Annotated in this window: 17 protein-coding genes; 15 read left to right on the forward strand and 2 right to left on the reverse strand. The window is 65.8% G+C overall.

Going from position 1 to position 19406, the window contains the following annotated elements; genetic code table 11:
- The first annotated feature begins 29 nt into the window (after positions 1 to 29).
- The 14 genes from ftsW to recN all read left to right on the forward strand — a co-directional run bounded on the left by ftsW (position 30) and on the right by recN (position 15909).
- Entirely contained in the window at positions 30 to 1199 is a 1170-nt protein-coding gene (gene ftsW / locus RB2654_RS01100; protein ID WP_008327741.1) for a putative lipid II flippase FtsW, read from the forward strand.
- Positions 1196 to 2320 (forward strand): UDP-N-acetylglucosamine--N-acetylmuramyl-(pentapeptide) pyrophosphoryl-undecaprenol N-acetylglucosamine transferase, encoded by a 1125-nt coding sequence (locus RB2654_RS01105; RefSeq protein ID WP_008327742.1) that lies wholly within the window; start codon positions 1196 to 1198, stop codon positions 2318 to 2320. The genes ftsW and RB2654_RS01105 overlap by 4 nt, the downstream gene beginning before the upstream one ends.
- A gap of 33 nt (positions 2321 to 2353) precedes the next feature.
- The gene (gene murC, locus RB2654_RS01110) at positions 2354 to 3757 is read left to right on the forward strand and encodes a UDP-N-acetylmuramate--L-alanine ligase (RefSeq protein WP_008327744.1); all 1404 of its coding nucleotides are present in this window, start codon (positions 2354 to 2356) and stop codon (positions 3755 to 3757) included.
- A gap of 78 nt (positions 3758 to 3835) precedes the next feature.
- Positions 3836 to 4672 (forward strand): aldo/keto reductase, encoded by an 837-nt coding sequence (locus RB2654_RS01115; protein WP_008327746.1) that lies wholly within the window; start codon positions 3836 to 3838, stop codon positions 4670 to 4672.
- A 63-nt stretch (positions 4673 to 4735) separates the two neighbouring features.
- Positions 4736 to 5188 (forward strand): GNAT family N-acetyltransferase, encoded by a 453-nt coding sequence (locus RB2654_RS01120; RefSeq protein ID WP_008327748.1) that lies wholly within the window; start codon positions 4736 to 4738, stop codon positions 5186 to 5188.
- A 39-nt stretch (positions 5189 to 5227) separates the two neighbouring features.
- Entirely contained in the window at positions 5228 to 6427 is a 1200-nt protein-coding gene (locus tag RB2654_RS01125; RefSeq protein WP_008327749.1) for an APC family permease, read from the forward strand.
- 94 nt (positions 6428 to 6521) lie between these two features.
- On the forward strand, positions 6522 to 6782 hold the full coding sequence (locus RB2654_RS01130; RefSeq protein ID WP_008327751.1) for a DUF2484 family protein: 261 nt from the start codon (positions 6522 to 6524) through the stop codon (positions 6780 to 6782).
- Between the two features lie 147 nt (positions 6783 to 6929).
- Positions 6930 to 7859 carry a UDP-N-acetylmuramate dehydrogenase gene (gene murB, locus RB2654_RS01135; RefSeq protein ID WP_008327753.1) on the forward strand — a complete coding sequence of 310 codons (930 nt, stop codon included), beginning with the start codon at positions 6930 to 6932 and terminating at the stop codon, positions 7857 to 7859.
- 45 nt (positions 7860 to 7904) lie between these two features.
- The gene (locus RB2654_RS01140) at positions 7905 to 8825 is read left to right on the forward strand and encodes a D-alanine--D-alanine ligase (protein ID WP_050771924.1); all 921 of its coding nucleotides are present in this window, start codon (positions 7905 to 7907) and stop codon (positions 8823 to 8825) included.
- Positions 8813 to 9712 (forward strand): cell division protein FtsQ/DivIB, encoded by a 900-nt coding sequence (locus tag RB2654_RS01145; RefSeq protein ID WP_008327757.1) that lies wholly within the window; start codon positions 8813 to 8815, stop codon positions 9710 to 9712. The genes RB2654_RS01140 and RB2654_RS01145 overlap by 13 nt, the downstream gene beginning before the upstream one ends.
- Positions 9713 to 11047, forward strand: a complete 1335-nt coding sequence (gene ftsA / locus RB2654_RS01150) for a cell division protein FtsA (RefSeq protein ID WP_008327760.1) — start codon at positions 9713 to 9715, stop codon at positions 11045 to 11047. It begins immediately after the preceding gene.
- Positions 11048 to 11428: 381 nt separating this feature from the next.
- Positions 11429 to 13093: a cell division protein FtsZ gene (gene ftsZ, locus RB2654_RS01155; RefSeq protein ID WP_008327766.1), complete on the forward strand. Its 1665-nt coding sequence runs from the start codon at positions 11429 to 11431 to the stop codon at positions 13091 to 13093.
- A gap of 257 nt (positions 13094 to 13350) precedes the next feature.
- On the forward strand, positions 13351 to 14244 hold the full coding sequence (locus RB2654_RS01160; protein ID WP_008327768.1) for an outer membrane protein assembly factor BamD: 894 nt from the start codon (positions 13351 to 13353) through the stop codon (positions 14242 to 14244).
- A gap of 12 nt (positions 14245 to 14256) precedes the next feature.
- Positions 14257 to 15909 carry a DNA repair protein RecN gene (gene recN, locus RB2654_RS01165; protein WP_008327770.1) on the forward strand — a complete coding sequence of 551 codons (1653 nt, stop codon included), beginning with the start codon at positions 14257 to 14259 and terminating at the stop codon, positions 15907 to 15909.
- A 78-nt stretch (positions 15910 to 15987) separates the two neighbouring features.
- Here the strand turns inward: recN and RB2654_RS23635 are convergent, their stop codons facing one another.
- Both RB2654_RS23635 and RB2654_RS01175 read right to left on the reverse strand, forming a co-directional pair.
- On the reverse strand, positions 15988 to 16140 hold the full coding sequence (locus tag RB2654_RS23635; protein ID WP_187432397.1) for a hypothetical protein: 153 nt from the start codon (positions 16138 to 16140) through the stop codon (positions 15988 to 15990).
- A 68-nt stretch (positions 16141 to 16208) separates the two neighbouring features.
- The gene (locus RB2654_RS01175) at positions 16209 to 17579 is read right to left on the reverse strand and encodes an FAD-binding oxidoreductase (protein WP_008327772.1); all 1371 of its coding nucleotides are present in this window, start codon (positions 17577 to 17579) and stop codon (positions 16209 to 16211) included.
- Between the two features lie 80 nt (positions 17580 to 17659).
- On the opposite strand from RB2654_RS01175, the gene RB2654_RS01180 reads away from it, so the two are divergent.
- On the forward strand, positions 17660 to 19342 hold the full coding sequence (locus RB2654_RS01180; RefSeq protein ID WP_008327773.1) for a chloride channel protein: 1683 nt from the start codon (positions 17660 to 17662) through the stop codon (positions 19340 to 19342).
- The last annotated feature ends 64 nt before the right edge of the window (positions 19343 to 19406 follow it).

Below are 19406 nucleotides of genomic sequence, written 5' to 3' on the forward strand. Positions count from 1 at the left end.
CACCTTGAGGCAGTATCGGGCGGTTCATCATGACCGAGATGGTTTATGGCGTCGCACCACGTCAGGCGAAGGATCCGATCCTTCCCCGCTGGTGGCGTACGATCGACAAATGGTCGGTTTCCTGCATTCTCTTGCTGTTCGCGATCGGCATTCTGCTGGGCCTCGCGGCCTCGCCGCCGCTGGCACAGCGCAACGGGCTGGACCCGTTCTATTACGTCGAACGACAGCTCATGTTCGGCTTTCTCGCCTTCATCGTGATGTTCGCGACCACCATGATGTCGCCGCAGATGGTGCGACGGCTGGGCGTGCTTGGGTTTCTCGCGGCCTTCGCCGCCATCGTGGCGCTTCCGTTCTTCGGCACCGATTTCGGCAAGGGCGCGGTGCGCTGGTATTCGCTGGGCTTCGCCTCGTTCCAGCCGTCGGAATTCATGAAGCCGGTCTATGTCGTGGTGATCGCATGGCTCATGTCGGCCAGTCAGGAAATTCAGGGCCCGCCGGGCAAGACCATGTCGCTGGTCCTGACGCTCGTCATCGTGGGCTTTCTGGCGATGCAGCCTGACTTCGGTCAGTCCGCGCTGATCCTGTTCGGCTGGGGGGTCATGTATTTCCTCGCCGGTGCGCCCTACATCCTGATCGTCGGGGCGGCTGCCGTGGTGGTCGCCGCAGGCTTCGTGTTCTACGAAAACTCGCAGCACTTCGCGCGCCGGATCGACGGGTTCCTCAACCCCGAGGTCGATCCGACCACCCAGCTTGGTTATGCCACCAACGCGATCCGCGAAGGCGGGTTCTTCGGTGTCGGCGTGGGTGAGGGGCAGGTGAAATGGTCGCTTCCCGACGCGCATACCGATTTCATCATCGCCGTCGCCGCCGAGGAATACGGCCTCGTCCTCGTCATGCTCATCATCGCGCTCTATGCCACCGTCGTCGTGCGCTCGTTCCTGCGTCTCATCAACGAACGCGACCCCTTCATCCGGCTCGCGGGCACCGGACTGGCGGCCATGTTCGGCGTTCAGGCGCTCATCAACATGGGTGTGGCCGTCCGCCTCTTGCCCGCAAAGGGCATGACGCTACCTTTCGTGAGCTACGGGGGCTCGTCGCTGATCGCGACGGGGATCGCCGCAGGGATGCTGATCGCATTCACGCGGACCCGCCCCCAGGGCAAGATCGAAGACTTCCTCAGGCAGAGAGGCCACGGATGACGGACAAGACACCGCTGCTGGTGATCGCAGCGGGCGGGACGGGCGGACATATGTTCCCCGCGCAGGCACTGGCCGAGACCATGCTGGCGCGCGGGTGGCGTGTGAAACTTTCAACGGATGCACGAGGCGCGCGCTACGCGGGCGGATTCCCCGATGCGGTGCAGATCGAAGAGCGGGCTTCGGCCACCTTCGCACGCGGCGGCGCCCTGGCGAAACTCGCCGTGCCGTTCCGCGTCGCGGGCGGCATACTGGGGGCTTTGGTACGTACACTTACGGATCGGCCAGATGTGGTGGTCGGATTCGGCGGATATCCCAGTATTCCTGCACTTGCGGCGGCCACGGTTCTTCGCGTGCCGCGCATGATTCACGAGCAGAACGGGGTGATGGGCAAGGTCAACGCGATCTTCTCGAAACGCGTGAACGTGCTCGCCTGCGGCACCTGGCCGACCCGGCCGATCCCCGAGGGCGTCGAAGCCGTCCATGTCGGGAACCCGGTGCGCGGGGCGGTGCTGGAACGTGCGGGGGCGGGCTATATCCCGCCCGGCGATTACCCGATGTCTGTGCTGGTCATCGGTGGCTCGCAAGGCGCGCGCGCGCTGTCGGACAACGTGCCCGCTGCGCTCGCCGCGCTCCCCGATCATATCCGCGAACAACTCACCGTTTCGCATCAGGCGCGCGACGAGGACGAGGCGCGGGTGCGCGACTTCTACGACGCGCAGGGTATCCGCGCCGATGTGAAGCCGTTCTTTTCCGACGTTCCGCGCCGGATCGCGGAAAGCCAGCTTGTCATCAGCCGCTCCGGCGCTTCCTCGGTCGCCGACATTTCGGTCATCGGGCGCCCCGCGATCCTGATCCCCTATCCGTTCGCCACCGGCGACCACCAGACCGCCAACGCGCAGGGGCTGGTCGACGCGGGCGGCGCGATCCGTATCCCGGAAAGCAAGCTGGAACCCGCCATGTTGTCGGAACAGGTCGCCAGTGTGCTGGACAATCCCGAGGCGGCCATGCAGATGGCGCGGGCCAGTCTGTCGACGGGCAAACCCGAGGCTGCCGAAAGCCTCGCGCGGTTGGTGGAACTGCTGGCTGACGGACAGGGTTCTGTCCGGAAACAGGCGGCCTGAACGCCGCCGCGCACAACGAGAAAGGGACAGGCGATGAACGCAGCGGCGACGAAACTCCCCACCGAGATGGGGGCGATCCACTTCGTCGGGATCGGCGGAATCGGCATGTCGGGCATCGCCGAAGTGCTTCTGAACCATGGCTACCGGGTGCAGGGCTCCGACCTGAAAGCCTCGCCGATCACCGAACGCCTCGCCTCGCTGGGCGCCGAGATTTTCATTGGTCAGCGTGCCGAGAACCTCGAAAACGCCGAGGTCGTCGTGATTTCCTCTGCGATCAAGCCGGGCAACCCGGAACTCGACACCGCGCGCGCCCGTGGCTTGCCTGTCGTGCGCCGGGCCGAGATGCTGGCCGAGCTCATGCGGCTCAAGTCGAACATCGCGGTGGCGGGCACCCACGGCAAGACGACGACCACGACGCTGGTCGCGGAACTGCTGGTGGCGGGCGGCATCGACCCGACCGTCATCAACGGCGGTATCATCCACGCCTACGGCTCGAACGCCCGGATGGGGCAGGGCGAGTGGATGGTGGTCGAGGCGGACGAAAGCGACGGCACCTTCAACCGCCTGCCCGCGACCATCGCCATCGTCACGAACATCGACCCCGAGCATATGGATCACTGGGGCACCGAAGAGGCGCTGCACAAGGGGTTTTACGACTTCGTGTCGAACATCCCGTTCTACGGTCTGGCCGTGTGCTGCACCGACGACGCCGACGTGCAGACGCTGGTGGGCAAGATCACCGACCGCCGGGTCGTGACCTTCGGCTTCAACGCGCAGGCGGACGTGCGGGCGGTGAACCTGACCTATGACGCCGGAATCGCGCATTTCGACATCGTGCTGCCCGACGGGCGGATCGACGGCTGCACCCTGCCGATGCCGGGCGATCACAACGTGTCCAACGCGCTCGCCGCCGTCGCGGTGTCGCGTCACCTCGGCATGAAATTCGCCGAAATCCGCGAGGCGCTGGCCAAGTTCGGGGGCGTCAACCGCCGGTTTACCCGCGTCGGCATGTGGAACGACGTGCCGATCATCGACGACTACGGCCACCACCCGGTCGAAATCGCCGCCGTCCTCAAAGCCGCGCGCCAAGCCGTGAAGGGCCGGGTGATCGCCGTGCACCAGCCGCACCGTTATTCGCGCCTGCACAGCCTGTTCGACGACTTCTGCACCTGTTTCAACGAGGCCGACGTGGTCGGCATTTCCGAAGTCTACGCGGCGGGCGAAGATCCGATCCCCGGCGCGACCCGTGACGATCTGGTCCGGGGGCTCACCGCCCACGGCCACCGCCATGCCTATGCGGTCGATACCGAAGAAGATCTCGCCGCCCTCGTGCGCGCCGAGGCCGAGCCGGGCGATATCGTCGTCTGCCTGGGGGCCGGGACGATCAGCACATGGGCGCGGGGGCTGGAGGCCAAGCTTACGAAGGTTCCCGCCTAGACCCTGTGCGGCGGCGCGGCCCCCGGTCCGCCCCCCGCAATGACAGCATACGACCGCCCACAATCTTCGGAGTTTCGCATGACCCGTATCGACCCAGCCCCCACCGTCACGCTCGCAAACGGTGTCGAGATGCCGCAACTGGGCCTTGGCACATGGCCGATGACCGATGACGAAGCCGCGAAAGCCGTCGCGACGGCCATCGAGACGGGTTACCGCCTGATCGACACGGCCGAGAATTACAAGAACGAAACCGGCGTCGGGCAGGGCATCCGCGATGCGGGCGTCGCGCGCGACGAGGTCTTCCTCACCACCAAGATGAACAAGCAATGGCACAGCGTCGACGGGGCGCGGCGGGCCTGCGAGGCGAGCCTCGAACGGCTCGGTCTGGACTACATCGACCTGTTCCTGATCCACTGGCCGAACCCGGACCAAGGCACATATGTCGAGGCTTTCGAGGGGCTGACAAGGCTCCTCGACGCGGGCCTCGTGCGTGCCATCGGCACCTCGAACTTCCTGCCGCATCACCTGAACGACCTGTTCGCGGCGGGCTTCGTGCCGCATGTGAACCAAATCCAGCTCGACCCCTATCACCTGCGTCCCGACATCACGGCGATCCATGCCGCAAAGGGGATCGTGACCGAAAGCTGGTCGCCCATCGGTCGCGCGGGCGAGATGCTCGCGGACCCCGCGATCACCCGGATCGCCGAGGCGCATGGCAAGACACCGGCCCAGATCGTGCTGCGCTGGCAGGTCCAGTCGGGTTTCGTTCCGGCCCCGAAGTCGGCGGACCCTGAGCGGCAGGCCCAGAACCTCGACGTTTTCGGCTTCGCCCTGACCGAGTCGGACATGGCGGCTTTGAACGGGCTCGACCGCCCCGACCCGGACATGCTGGACGCCAACAGCTTCGGGCATTGACCGCCAGACCTTGACCCGGCTTTGCGAAAAGCGGACCCTGCGCGCCACATCAGGGAGGATGCCATGACGATCGAGGCCAAACCCCGCGTGCGGGAACTGTCGCGCTACGATTTTCCCGACCTGCGCGAGCTTCTGACGCATTACAGCGGCGGCAAACCCGTGCCGGACGGGGCCGAGGGCGAGGCGATCCTTTATGAAATCCTCGCCATGCCGGGCACCTCGCTGTTCGGTGCGGAATGCGAAGGGCGGATCGTATCGACCGCGATGCTGTCGATCCTGCCGAATCTGACCTTCGGCGGCCGTCCCCTTGCGCGGATCGAGAACGTGGTAACGCTTCCCGATTTCCGCGCCCGTGGTTTCGCCGCCGCCGTCATGCAAAAGGCGATCGACAAGGCCAAGTCCAAGAACTGCGCGGATATATCGCTGCTTTCGCCCAAGTCTTTAAATGCCGAAGGTTTTTATCGCAAGCTGGGCTTCAAGGACGACACGATCGGCCTGCATCTGTCCATCGGCTGACTTGCCCCCGAAAGACGCTGGCGGCATCGTCGTCTGGCGATGACGGACACGACGGACACTCTTCCCAAACGATTGGGCACCGGGCTTTTGACGGCCTACGGGGTCGGCATCATGGTCGGCGCCGGTATCTACGTGCTGGTCGGCCATGCGGCGGGCGAGGCCGGGGTCTGGGCGCCGCTCGCGTTTCTGCTGGCCGGGATCGTCGCCGTGCCTTCGGCGCTGTCCTTCGCCGAGCTGTCGTCGCGCATTCCCGAAGCCGCGGGCGACAGCGCCTATGTCGAGCATGGTCTGCGCGCCCATTGGCTCGCCGTGCTGGTCGGCCTTATCAATATCGCCGCCGGGATCATCGGCGGCGCGGCGGTCCTGCGCGGCGGGGTCGGATACCTCACCGCGCTCCTGCCGGTCGATCCGCTCATGGCCATCGTCGCGCTCGGTGGGCTGCTGACACTGATCGCGGTGCTCGGCGTGGTCGAGAGCCTGTCCTTTGCCGCGATCCTGACGGCGGTCGAAGTCGGAGGCCTCGCGCTGGTCGTCTGGGCGGGGTTCACGGCGGCCCCGACATCGGACTGGGCCGCGCCGACGGCGCTCCATCTGCCGGGGGTCATGGCCGCGTCGATCTTCGCGTTTTTCGCCTTTCTCGGTTTCGACGACCTCGTGAACATGGCCGAAGAGGCGCGTGACCCTGCCCGCCAGATGCCGCGCGCGATCCTGTGGTCGCTCGCGATCACTTCGGTGCTCTACGCGCTCGTCACGCTCGCCGCCGTCCGCGCCGTCCCGCTCGAGGCCCTTTCTGGGTCCGAGCGCCCCCTTGCGCTGGTCTGGTCCGCCGCCACCGGGCAGCACGCCGCCTTTTTGTCTTCCATCGCCGTCGCGGCGGCGCTGAACGGTGTGCTGGCCCAAGTGGTCATGGCGTCGCGCGTGTTCTTCGGTCTCGGGCGACGCTCGCGTGGCCTCGCGATCTTTCACCGGGCCAATCCTCGGTTCGGCACCCCGGTTCTTGCCACCATCGTCACGGGCGCGGCCACCATCGCGGCGGCGGCCATGCTGCCGGTCGCGCTTCTTGCCGAATACACGACCCTCGCGCTGCTCGTCGTCTTCACCATCGTGAACGCCGCCCTGATCGGGGTGAAGCGGCAGAAAACCCCGTCACCGTTCTCGGTGCCGGTGATCGTGCCGTGGCTTGGCATCCTCGGCGCGCTCGCGCTTTTCGTGGCCAACGTGCAGGCGTTTCTGCCCTGAGCGGGGGCCGAAACATTGGCCCGCTATCGCCCCAGTTTTGCCCGGTTCCGCGAACAGACTGCCCGGATCGCATGAATTCGACAGGAGCCCTGCCATGACCGTTTCCCTGATCGCCGGATGCCTCTGGGTGCTCGCCGCCTCGCTGATCGCGTTCCTGCCGATCCGGCAGCAGATCATCCCCGGCACGATCCTCGGCCTGTCCGCCTTCGCGCTTCTGGGCTGGATCGGCTACCAGAACGGCTGGATCTGGACGGCGGTGGGGATCTTCGCCTTCGTCTCGCTGTTTCGCAACGGGTTCAAAGCGATCCCGGCCATGATGCGCGGCGAAAAGCTGGAAATCCCCGACCACATCTGACCGGGGCGAAACCCTCGCGGGAGCGGGGATCGCCAGTTTCGCGCCATTGGTCCGAGCGGCTATGGCGCTGCCCCCACACGGGCCGGATTGCGCCAAAGCGCAATGCGAAACCTTGCCCCGGCCTGATCCGCGCGCTACCCGGTGGCCATGACACGCACGCTTCCCGAAACCCGCGGCACCCTGACCGAAAACCGCGACCTCGCCTCGCTCACATGGATGCGCGTGGGCGGACCTGCGGACTGGTTGTTCCAGCCAGCGGACGAAGACGACCTCGCCGCCTTTCTGCGCGACCTCGACCCGTCCGTTCCGGTGTTTCCCATGGGCGTCGGCTCGAACCTGATCGTGCGCGATGGCGGTATTCGCGGCGTGGTGGTGCGGCTCGGCCGCGGTTTCAACGGGATCGACATCCAGGGCACCACGGTGACCGCAGGCGCCGCCGCGCTCGACGCGCATGTGGCGCGCAAGGCGGCGGAGGCGGGCGTCGACCTGACCTTTCTGCGCACGATCCCCGGCACCATCGGCGGTGCGGTGCGCATGAACGCGGGATGTTACGGCAGCTATACGGGGGACGTGTTCCAGTCGGCGCGTGCTATCACCCGGTCGGGCGAGGTGGTGACGCTAATGTCCGAGGATCTGAACTTCCGCTACCGCCAGAGCGACGTGCCCGAGGGCATGATCCTGACCTCGGCCACGCTTCGGGGCGGCGAGGGCGCGCCGGAAGAGCTTGCCGCGCGGATGGAGGCGCAGCTTGCCAAACGCGACGAAACCCAGCCGACCAAGGACCGCACCGCAGGCTCGACGTTCCGTAATCCGGCGGGCTTTTCGTCGACGGGACGCGAAGACGACACGCACGAGTTGAAGGCGTGGAAGGTGATCGACGACGCCGGGATGCGCGGGGCCGTGATCGGCGGTGCGCAAATGAACATGAAACACTCGAATTTCCTGACCAACACCGGTGGGGCCACCGCGCAGGACCTTGAATCTTTGGGAGAAGAGGTTCGGAAAAAGGTTTACGAAACCAGCGGCCTGACGCTAGAGTGGGAAATCATGCGGGTCGGAGAACCCGCTTTCAAATAAAAGCAGATCAGAACGGTCGCAAAAGACCGTCACGAGAGGCAGACCTTGGGCAGTGCGAGCAGGCAAAGCCCCAAAGTCGTGGTATTGAAGGGTGGTCCTTCCGCAGAGCGGGAGGTGTCGCTCAGTTCAGGGCGTGAATGTGCCGCCGCGCTGCGGGGTGAAGGATACGAGGTGGTCGAGCTGGATGCCGGCCCCGACCTTTGCGCGCGCCTGTCCGAGATCGCCCCCGACGTCGTTTTCAACGCCCTGCATGGCCAGTTCGGCGAAGATGGCCGGGTTCAGGGCCTGCTCGAATGGCTCAGGATTCCCTACACCCATTCCGGCGTCCTGTCCTCGGCGCTCGCCATGGACAAGGAGCGCTCGAAAGAGGTGTTCAGCCAGGCCGGGCTGCCCATCGCCGAAAGCCGTCTGGCCAGCAAGGACGAGATCGAGGGGCGTCACGTGATGGAGCCGCCCTATGTGGTGAAGCCATATAACGAAGGGTCGTCCGTGGGGGTCTATATCGTGGCCGAAGGGGCGAACACGCCGCCGAAACTGGCCGTCGACATGCCCGACACGCTGATGGTGGAAAAATACGTGCCCGGTCGTGAACTGACCGTCACCGTCATGGGCGACCGCGCGCTGGCCGTGACCGAGATCGTGACCGACGGCTGGTATGACTACGACGCCAAATACAAGCCCGGCGGGTCGCGCCACGAGGTGCCGGCCAAGTTGCCCGACCAGATCACGGCGGCTTGTCTGGACTATGCCGTGCGCGCCCATGACGCACTGGGATGCCGTGGTGTGTCGCGGTCCGATTTCCGCTGGGATGAGGACAAAGGGCTAGACGGTCTGATCCTGCTCGAACAGAACACCCAGCCGGGGATGACGCCCACGTCGCTGACGCCCGAACAGGCGGCGACCGTGGGGATCACCTTCGGCGCGCTCGTGCGCTGGATGGTGGAGGACGCCTCATGCAATCGCTGATCGCGAACCGGGGCGCCCCGCACACGCAATCGGTGAAACGTGATCCGGCGCCGTCGCGCTGGGCCTATCGCATTCACCGCATCTGGCTGACCCCGGTCTACCGCGCGATGCTGCGGGTCGGTTTGCCGAGCTTCATCCTGCTGTTCGCGGCGGGCTGGTATATCTCGAACCCCACCAACCGCTTCGCCATCGTCGAGACCGTCAGCGAAATCCGCCGTTCGGTCGAAACGCGCCCCGAGTTCGCGGTGAAACTCATGGCGGTCGAGGGGGCCTCGCCCGTGCTCGACCACGCGATCCGCGACATCGTGGCGGTCGAGTTCCCGGTGTCCTCTTTCGACCTCGATCTCGAAGCCCTTCAGGCCCAGATCTCCGCCTTCGACGTGGTGCAGGACGTGGCCCTGCGCATTCGTCCCGGCGGGGTGCTCGAGGTGGCCGTGACCGAGCGGACGCCGGTCATCATCTGGCGCCATGCGAGCGGGATCGACATGCTGGACGCCACCGGACATCGCGTCGCCTCGCTCAAGGATCGCGGGTCGCGCCCCGATCTGCCGCTTATCGTCGGTCCCGGCGCGGGCGCGGCGGTCGCCGAGGCGCGGGCCATCCTTGAGGCGGCAGGCCCTATCGCGCCCCGCCTGCGCGGCCTCGTCCGGGTGGGCGAACGGCGCTGGGACCTCGTGCTCGAACCCGATCAGCGCATAATGCTGCCGGAAATCGCCCCCATCGCCGCGCTGGAACAGGTGCTCGCGCTCGACGAAGCGCAGGACGTTCTGGCGCGTGACCTGACCCATATCGACATGCGCAACCCCGCGCGTCCGACGCTTCGCATGACCCAGCCAGCGGTCGAGGAGCTTCGGCGCATCCGGAGCCTCGACAACGGAGAACGATAAATGACGGAGCTCTACGAACAGCAGCGTGCCATGCGCGCCATGCGAAAAACCGCGATGCAGCGCGGCGTGATCGCCATTCTGGACATCGGCACGTCCAAGATCGGATGCCTTGTGCTCAGGTTCGACGGGAACGATCGGGTGGCGGCGAACGACGGGGTCGGATCGCTTGCGGGGCAGTCCGGCTTTCGGGTCATCGGGGCGGCCACCACGCGTTCGCGCGGTGTGCGCTTTGGCGAGATTGACGCGATGCAGGAAACCGAACGCGCGATCCGCACCGCCATTCAGGCCGCGCAGAAGATGGCCAACATGCGGGTCGACCACGTGATCGTCACCTTTTCGGGCGCCAATCCCCGCAGCTACGGCGTGGCGGGCGAGGTGGACGTGGCGGGCACCGCCGTCACCGAGGACGATATCGCCCGCGTCATGGCCTCCTGCGATGTGCCGGATTTCGGCGAGGGGCGGGAGGTGATCCATGCCCAGCCGGTGAACTTCGCGCTCGACCACCGCTCGGGCCTCTCCGACCCGCGCGAACAGGTCGGCAAGACGCTCGCCGTCGACATGCACCTGCTGACCATCGACGCGGCCACCGTGCGCAACGTGGCCTATTGCATCAAACGCTGCGATCTGGAGCTCGCTGGGCTGGCCTCGTCCAGCTACACCGCCGGCCTCGCTTCGCTGGTCGAGGACGAGCAGGAGCTTGGGGCGGCCTGCATCGATATGGGCGGCGGGTCGACCGGGGTGTCGATCTTCATGAAGAAACACATGATCTACGCCGACAGCGTGCGGCTGGGCGGCGATCACGTGACCTCGGACATCTCCAAGGGGCTTCAGATCCCGATGGCGACGGCCGAGCGGATCAAGACCTTTTACGGCGGCGTTTTCGCCACCGGCATGGACGACCGCGAGATGATCGAGATCGGCGGGGACACCGGCGATTGGGAGCACGACCGGCGCACCGTGAGCCGGTCCGAACTCATCGGGATCATGAAACCGCGGGTCGAGGAAATTCTCGAAGAGGTGCGTGCGCGTCTGGATGCCGCCGGGTTCGATCATCTGCCCAGCCAGCAGATCGTGCTGACGGGCGGGGCGAGCCAGATCCCCGGCCTCGACACCCTCGCACCGCGTATCTTGGGCCAGCAGGTGCGCATCGGACGCCCGCTCAGAGTGCAGGGGTTGCCGCAGGCCGCGACCGGCGCGGCCTTCGCCAGCGCCGTGGGCCTGTGCCTGTTCGCGGCCTCGCCGCAGGACGAGTGGTGGGACTTCGACATTCCCGCCGAAAGCTATCCGGCCCGCTCGCTCCGCTGGGCGGTCAAATGGTTCAAGGACAACTGGTGAGGGGGCCGGACCCCCACGCAAGCCCCTGAGGGTCAGGCGAGTTACCGCCGCCTTCCACGGAATCCCCTTGATTGCCGCGCCCACCAATGGTGCAGTCGCACGAGCGGTGGGGCGTGGACCGGGGGTGAGTCCGTCGACAAGACACCAGATATGCCCCGAGACGCGAAATCTCGCCGCTAAAGCCCGGTAATCCACCGGATTTAGGGGCTTTTTTGTGTTTTTTGCGTGACCTGTGTCATGGATACGGTTAAGCTGATGGGAAATAGGCAGATAACCGGCACAGATCGGAAAGAGCCCGGCCAAAACCGGGACTGAACTGGACAGGCCAACGGATAAGACAGGTCTCAGGACGACAAGTCGAAAAGGACAGGCGGAAAGATCATGACATTGAACCTCACCATGCCGGGTCAGGACGACCTCAAGCCCCGCATCACCGTATTTGGCGTCGGTGGCGCTGGCGGCAATGCGGTCAACAACATGATCGACAAGGCGCTGGAAGGGGTCGAATTCGTCGTGGCGAATACCGACGCGCAGGCGCTGGCACAGTCGAAATCGCAGGCCCGCATCCAGATGGGCGTGAAGGTGACCGAGGGTCTTGGCGCAGGCGCGCGGGCCACGGTCGGCGCAGCGGCGGCGGAAGAGTCGATCGAACAGATCGTCGATCACCTCGCAGGCGCGCATATGTGCTTCATCACTGCCGGGATGGGCGGCGGCACCGGCACCGGGGCGGCCCCGATCATCGCACAGGCCGCGCGTGAGCTTGGCGTTCTGACCGTCGGCGTCGTGACCAAGCCGTTCCAGTTCGAAGGCGCCAAGCGGATGCGCCAAGCCGAGGACGGCGTGGACGCGCTGCAAAAGATGGTCGACACGCTCATCATCATTCCGAACCAGAACCTGTTCCGCCTCGCCAACGAAAAGACCACGTTCACCGAAGCCTTCTCGATGGCCGACGACGTGCTTTATCAGGGTGTCAAGGGCGTGACCGACCTCATGGTCCGTCCGGGTCTCATCAACCTCGACTTCGCCGACGTGCGCGCGGTGATGGACGAGATGGGCAAGGCCATGATGGGCACCGGCGAAGCCGAGGGTGACGATCGTGCCATTCAGGCCGCCGAAAAGGCTATAGCGAACCCGCTGCTCGACGAGATCAGCCTCAAGGGTGCCCGGGGCGTTCTCATTAACATCACCGGCGGCTACGACCTGACGCTCTTCGAACTCGACGAGGCGGCGAACCGCATTCGCGAAGAGGTGGACCCGGACGCCAACATCATCGTTGGCTCCACGCTGGACACGGACATGGAAGGCCAGATGCGCGTTTCCGTGGTCGCCACCGGCATCGACGCCACCGAATCCCACGCCGACATTCCGCTGCCGCGCCGCTCGCTGGCCGAGCCGCTGCATTCCCCGGCCGAGGTCGAGCATTCCTTCGGCCACGACGCGCCCAGCTTCCAGCACGGGCAGCCGGAAACCGCCGCCGATCAGGGGTATGAGCAGGATTATTCCAGCGAATACTCGACCGACGGCAACGAACCGCAGGCGTCGTTCTTCGACGAAGAGATCGACCCGACCGCCGCAGCCGCGGAAGAGCAGGTCGAGAACATCTTCCCGGCCGAAGAGGCTGGCGACGATGTGCCGGCCCCCGTGTTCCAATCCTCGCAGCGCGCCGAACCGGCTCCGCAGCCCGCGCCGCAGCCGCGCCCGCAGGCCCGTCCGCAGGAAGGCGTGTCGCAGTTCGTGGCACCCAAGTCGCCGCAGCCGGGACAGCCTTCGGCCGATACGCTCGCACGGCTGGAAGCGGCCGTGACCCGCTCGCGCAGCGGCGAAGGCCGGGCCGCACCGCAGCCGCCGCAGGGTGGTGGGGGCGATCGTCCGCGCTTCGGGATCAACTCGCTCATCAACCGGATGACCGGGGGCGCCGAGCAAGCCTCGCAACAGGAACCGCGCCATGAGCCGCAGGCACGCCCGGCGCGTGAGCCCGAGCAGCAGGCCGACCCGGATCAGGAACGGGTGGAAATCCCCGCCTTCCTGCGCCGTCAGGCCAACTGAGCATCAGGATACCTCGCAAAGGGGCCGGCCTTCGGGTCGGCCTTTTTCGTTTCATGGCTTGAGGTTGAGGGCGCAGCTTCACGCAACACCTGAACCCGGATACAATATCTGGAGACCCTGTGGATAACTTTGACCACATCGGGTGTTTTTCGCCGCCAAACCATTTTGCCCGGAAAATTTATGTGCTAGGAAAAGTCCCAACGCGAGACCGGGATCTGCAATCCGGTGAATCAGTTGCGATGGGGTAGGCGGGGGATATGCACGAACAGCGACAGGGCAGGACGGTGGCACGGCTCCTCAAGGGCGCGACCACACTGGCGCTGGTTGTCACGCTGGCCGGTTGTTCGGGCACGGGCCTGGGCACGGCGTTCAGCAACCTCTTCGGGGACGACCGCGAAACGAAACCGATCGAGGATTACACGGCCGAGCAGATCTATGCCCGCGCCGAATACGATCTCGAAAACAACGATTACGACGAAGCCGCCAAGTGGTTCGGCGAAGTCGAGCGGGTATACCCTTACACCCAACTCGCCAAGCGCGCCCTCATCATGCAGGCCTTCGCGCACCATAAGGATGGCGAATACGAATTGGCCCGCGCCGCCGCGCAGCGGTTCGTCGACTTCTATCCGGGGGATGAGGACGCAGGGTATGCGACCTATCTTCTCGCTCTCAGCTACTACGACCAGATCGAAGACGTGGGTCGCGATCAGGGCCTGACCTATCAGGCGCTGCAAGCCCTGCGCGACGTGATCGAGCTGTATCCGGACACGGAATACGCGCGTTCCGCGATCCTCAAGTTCGACCTTGCCTATGACCACCTCGCCGCGAAAGAGATGGAAATCGGCCGCTATTACCTCAAGCGCAAGCATTACGCCGCTGCCGTGAACCGGTTCCGCGTGGTGGTGGAGCAGTTCCAGACCACGACCCAGACGCCCGAGGCGCTGCACCGACTGGTGGAAAGCTACGTTTCGCTCGGTCTCTCGGACGAGGCGGAAACGGCGGGCGCGATCCTCGGCTACAACTACCAGTCGACCGAATGGTATCAGGACAGCTACAACCTGCTGACCAAGAACGGGCTGAAACCGCAGTCCAAGGGCAACAACTGGCTCTCCGCGATCTACCGCCAGATGGTCAGGGGTGAGTGGCTCTAGCCCCAACCGCCTATGCTCGTCAGCCTCGACATCCGGGACATGCTTATCATCGACCGGCTGGAGCTTGAGTTCCGGCCGGGTCTGAACGTGTTGACCGGTGAAACCGGGGCGGGCAAATCCATCCTTCTCGACAGTCTTGGCTTCGTGCTCGGCTGGCGCGGGCGTGCCGATCTGGTGCGGCAGGGCGCGGACGAGGGCGAGGTGACGGCGGTCTTCGCCCTGCCTGACGATCACGCGGCCCACGCGGTGCTGGACGAGGCGGGGATTCCGCGCTCCGACGAGTTGATCCTGCGGCGGGTGAACCGCACGGGCGGCACGAAAAGCGCGTGGATCAACGACCGCCGCGCCTCTGGCGACGTTCTGCGGGCGCTGTCCGATACGCTGGTGGAGCTTCACGGCCAGCAGGACGACAAGGGCCTGCTCAACCCGCGCACCCACCGGCTTCTGCTCGACCAGTTCGGCGGGCTGGACACGCAGGTGGCCGAGGTCCGGGCCGCGTGGCGGGCGTTGTCGGACGCGGGCAAGGCTTTGTCGGCGTCCGAGGCCCGGCTGGCGGCGGCGCGGGAGGAAGAGGACTTTCTGCGCCACGCGGCGGGCGAGCTCGAGGCGCTCGACCCGCAACCCGGCGAGGATGCGGACCTCGACGCGCGTCGCCGCATGATGCAGACAGGCCAGCGGATCGGCGAGGATGTGACACGCGCCGCCGAGGCGCTCGGGCCGGGCGAGGGGGCCGAGGGCCGCATGGGCGACGCGCTGCGCTGGCTCGAAGGGGTGGCCGACAAGGCGGGCGAGGCGCTCGATCCCGCGATCGAGGCGCTGAACCGCGCGCTTGTGGAACTGGGTGAGGCGACGCAGGGGGTGGAACAGGCGCTCGACGCGCTCGCCTTCGATCCCGGTGAGTTGGAGCGGGTCGAAGAACGGCTGTTCGCGATCCGGGCGCTCGCGCGCAAGCACGCGGTCGCGCCGGACGATCTTGGGGCCTTCGCGGGCGACATCCGCGACAAGCTGGCCGCGCTGGACAAGGGCGAGGGCGACATAGCCGACCTGCGCAAGGCGCTGTCCGTCGCCCGCGCGGCCTATGACACGGCCGCGGGGGCACTCAGCAACGCACGGGCCGAGGCCGCGACACGCCTGGATGCCGCCATGTCGGCAGAACTCGCGCCGCTCAAGATGGAACGCGCGGTGTTCACGACCGAGATGTCGGAGACGGACCCCGGCCCTGAGGGGCGCGATGCCGTGACCTTCACGGTCGCGACCAACCCCGGCGCGCCGTCCGGCCCGCTGAACAAGATCGCATCCGGCGGCGAATTGAGCCGCTTTCTGCTGGCCTTGAAGGTGTGCCTCACGAAAGAGGCCGAGGGGCTGACCATGATCTTCGACGAGATCGACCGGGGCGTCGGCGGGGCGACGGCCGATGCGGTCGGACGGCGGTTGAAACGCCTTGCCGACGAGGGCGGTCAGGTGCTTGTCGTGACCCATTCCCCGCAGGTCGCGGCCCTAGGTGCCCATCACTGGCGGGTGGCGAAGGCCGTCGAGGACGATGTGACGCTGTCTCGGGTCACGCCGCTGGATGCAGGCGATCGTGTGGATGAAATCGCGCGCATGATCTCGGGCGATGTCATCACCGAAGAGGCGCGCGCCGCTGCCAAGAGCCTTTTGGGCTGAAATGTTCGATTACTGATCTGAAACTTTCACATTTCGAACTTTTCCGGCTTTGGATGTTCGAAAAGTGCAATCTTCCTTTCACTCGCGATTGCGCCGGGTGACCCAGTGCCAGATCGGTTTGACGTCGAACCACGCCACGGCGGCGCCCAAGGGGATCATCCAGAACCCCAGAACGGGCAGAAAGCCGAAGACGCCGCCGATCATCAGAAGCACGCCGAACAACAGGCGCACGCCGGGCGGCAAACGGCGATGCGCCCAGTCGAGCGTGCCGTCCCAGATCCACTTGATGCGGTCGGTCGTCAGCCGCGAACCACCTTGCCCGGGTTCAGGATGCCCTTCGGGTCCAGCGCGGTCTTGATGTCTGTCATCACGTCCCATGCGTCGCCGTGCTGCGCCTCCATATACGCAAGCTTGCCCATCCCGATCCCGTGCTCGCCGGTCACGGTCCCGCCAAGGCGTAGCGCCCTTTCGTTCATGCGGGCGGCCAGCGATTTGGCCGCTTCCAGTTCGGCGGGTTGGGCCGGGTCAACGAGCAGGATGGCATGGAAGTTCCCGTCGCCGACATGGCCCAGGATCGGCCCGTCGATGATCGAAGCGGCGATATCGGCCTGCGTTTCCTCGACCGCCTGCGCAAGATGCGAGATCGGCACGCAGACATCGGTGACCACGGCGGTCGCGCCGGGTTTCAGGCCCAGACAGGCCCAATAGGCATGGTGACGCATCGTCCAGAGCGCCGAGCGATCCTCGGGCTTGGTCGCGACTTCGACCCCCGAGGCCCCGAAATCCGCGACGATTTCGCCGAACCGTTCGGCGTCCTCGGCGACACTTGCCTGCGAGCCATGGAATTCGACGAACAGATGCGGCGTCTCGCGCACCTCGCTGCCGGAATAGGCGTTCACGGCACGCACGGCATCGGCATCCAGAAACTCGATCCGGGCCATCGGCAGACCCATCTGAATCACCGCCACGACCGCTTCGACCGCATCGCTCATCCGGTCGAAAGCGCAGATGCCCGCCGAAATCGCCTCCGGTTGCCCGTTCAGACGCAGGGTGAGTTCGGTGATGATGCCCAGCGTCCCTTCGGAGCCCAGAAACAGGCCCGTCAGGTCATAGCCGGACGACGATTTACGCGCCCGTGTCCCGGTGCGGATCACGCGGCCGTCCGCCAGCACGACCTGGAGCGCGAGCACGTTGTCGCGCATGGTTCCGTAGCGCACGGTGGTGGTGCCGGAGGCCCGCGTGGCGGCCATGCCCCCGACGCTCGCATTGGCGCCGGGATCGACCGAGAAGAACAGGCCTGTGGCGCGCAACTCGCGGTTCAGATCCTCACGCGTGAGGCCCGGTTGCACGACCACGTCCATGTCGCCCTGATTGATCGTTAGGATGTCCGCCATCCGTGAAAAATCCAGCGTCACGCCGCCCCGGATCGCGCTCGTATGCCCTTCGAGAGAGGTGCCCGCCCCATAGGCGATCACCGGCACGCCATGCGCATGGCAGATCGCCAGGATGCGCGACACGTCTTCGGTGGATTGCGGATAGGCGACGGCATCGGGCGGGGCGAGCGCGAAATGCGTCTCGGAGCCGCCATGAGCGTCCAGATCGGACTTGGACCGGCTCAAGCGATCCCCTAGAACGGTCGCAAGCTCGGAAAATGCGGCATCGAAGGCCATGCCCTTACCCCCATTGAAGTCCGGCCCAAGTTATAGAAACGCCCAAATGAAAAAAAGGCGGGGGCGAGGATGGAAACACAGTGTCGTTGAGAAAAGCGGTAAAGCGGCAATTCTCCGCCGCCAATGATTACCGCGCCCGCTCACTCGCACTGATCCGCGAAAAGGGGCCGGGGCAGGCGCAGTTCTGGGTCATCGCGCTTATCATCGGGATCGCGGCCGGGTTCGCCGCCCTGTTCTTCCGTCTCGGCATCGAACGATTGCAGGCGTTCCTTTACGGCACCGATGACGTGGCGCATCTGCACAGTTTCGCGGAAACCCTGCCGTGGTTTCTGATCCTCGTCCTGCCCGCCGCCGGGGGTCTGATCGTCGGTTTCATCCTGAACTGGACGACCAACGACGGGCGCGTGCGCTCGGTCGCGGACGTGATCGAAGGTGCGGCCATGTGGGAAGGGCGGGTCGAGAAACGCGCGGGCCTCGGCTCGGCCCTCGCCTCGTTCATCACGCTCTCGGCGGGCGGATCGTCCGGGCGCGAAGGGCCTGTCGTTCACCTTGCCGCCGTCATGGCCACCTGGGTTTCGGTCCGGATCGAAGCGAGCGGGGTCACGGCCCGCGAGATCCTCGGATGTGCGGTCGCCGCTGCGGTTTCGGCCAGCTTCAACGCGCCCATCGCGGGGGCGCTTTTCGCGCTGGAGGTCGTGCTGCGCCACTTCGCCGTCCATGCCTTCGCGCCCATCGCCATCGCATCGGTTGCGGGGACGGTCATCAACCGGCTCGAATTCGGTGGCGTGACCGAGTTCGTCCTGCCGCAAAAGGGCGGGCTGGCGTTCTATGTCGAATTGCCCGCGTTCCTGCTGCTGGGCGTGGTGGCCGGTGTGGTCGCGGTCGCCCTGATGCGCGCGATTTTCCTGTCCGACGACTTCGGGAATTGGCTTCAGAAACGCATCAACCTGCCACGTGTTCTGCGCCCGGCCATCGCGGGGTTGATGCTGGGGGGAATCGCCATCGCGTTCCCGCACATCATCGGCGTGGGGTATGAGACGACGTCGCGCGCCCTGACCGGGGAACTGGTCCTGCACGAAGCCGTGGTCTTTACCGTGCTCAAGGTGGTGGCCGTGTCGATCACGATGGCGGGGCGCATGGGCGGCGGCGTGTTTTCCCCGGCGCTGATGGTGGGGGCGCTGACCGGCCTTGCCTATGGATTGATCGCGACGGCCGTCTTCCCCGAAGTGTCGGGAAGCGAAACGCTTTACGCGCTCGCCGGGATGGGGGCGGTCGCGGCGGCGGTTCTGGGCGCGCCGATTTCGACCACGCTTATCGTGTTCGAATTGACGGGCGACTGGCAGACCGGGCTGGCCGTCATGGTCGCGGTGTCGATCTCGACCGCGATTTCGACCCGGCTCGTCGATATGTCGTTCTTTCTCACGCAACTGGCACGACGGGGCGTGAAACTCGCGGCCGGGCCAGAGGCGTGGCTTTTGGCGACGCTTCGGGTGGCCAGCGTGATGCGCAAGAAGGAAGACCCGCGCGCGGCGGGCGAGGATGCCTGTTGGGAGCTGATCGAGGACGGGGTCTATATCGACGGCAACGCGACGCTCGACGCGGCGATGCCGATTTTCGAGAAGACCGGCACGCCCTTCATCCCCGTCGTGACCATCACGGGCGAAGGCGAGGGGCCGGAACTTTGGGGTGCGCTGCATCACGTGGATGCGCTGAAGGCGTTCAACAAGAAGCTGTCGGACGCGGCGATCGAAGAACATTCGTGAGCGCGCGGCCCTTCGGTCGCCCACTTGATCAGGCGTTCGGGCGCGCGTATCCGTCAGGCACGCG

The sequence above is a fragment of the Maritimibacter alkaliphilus HTCC2654 genome (assembly GCF_000152805.1).
Lineage (GTDB): Bacteria > Pseudomonadota > Alphaproteobacteria > Rhodobacterales > Rhodobacteraceae > Maritimibacter > Maritimibacter alkaliphilus.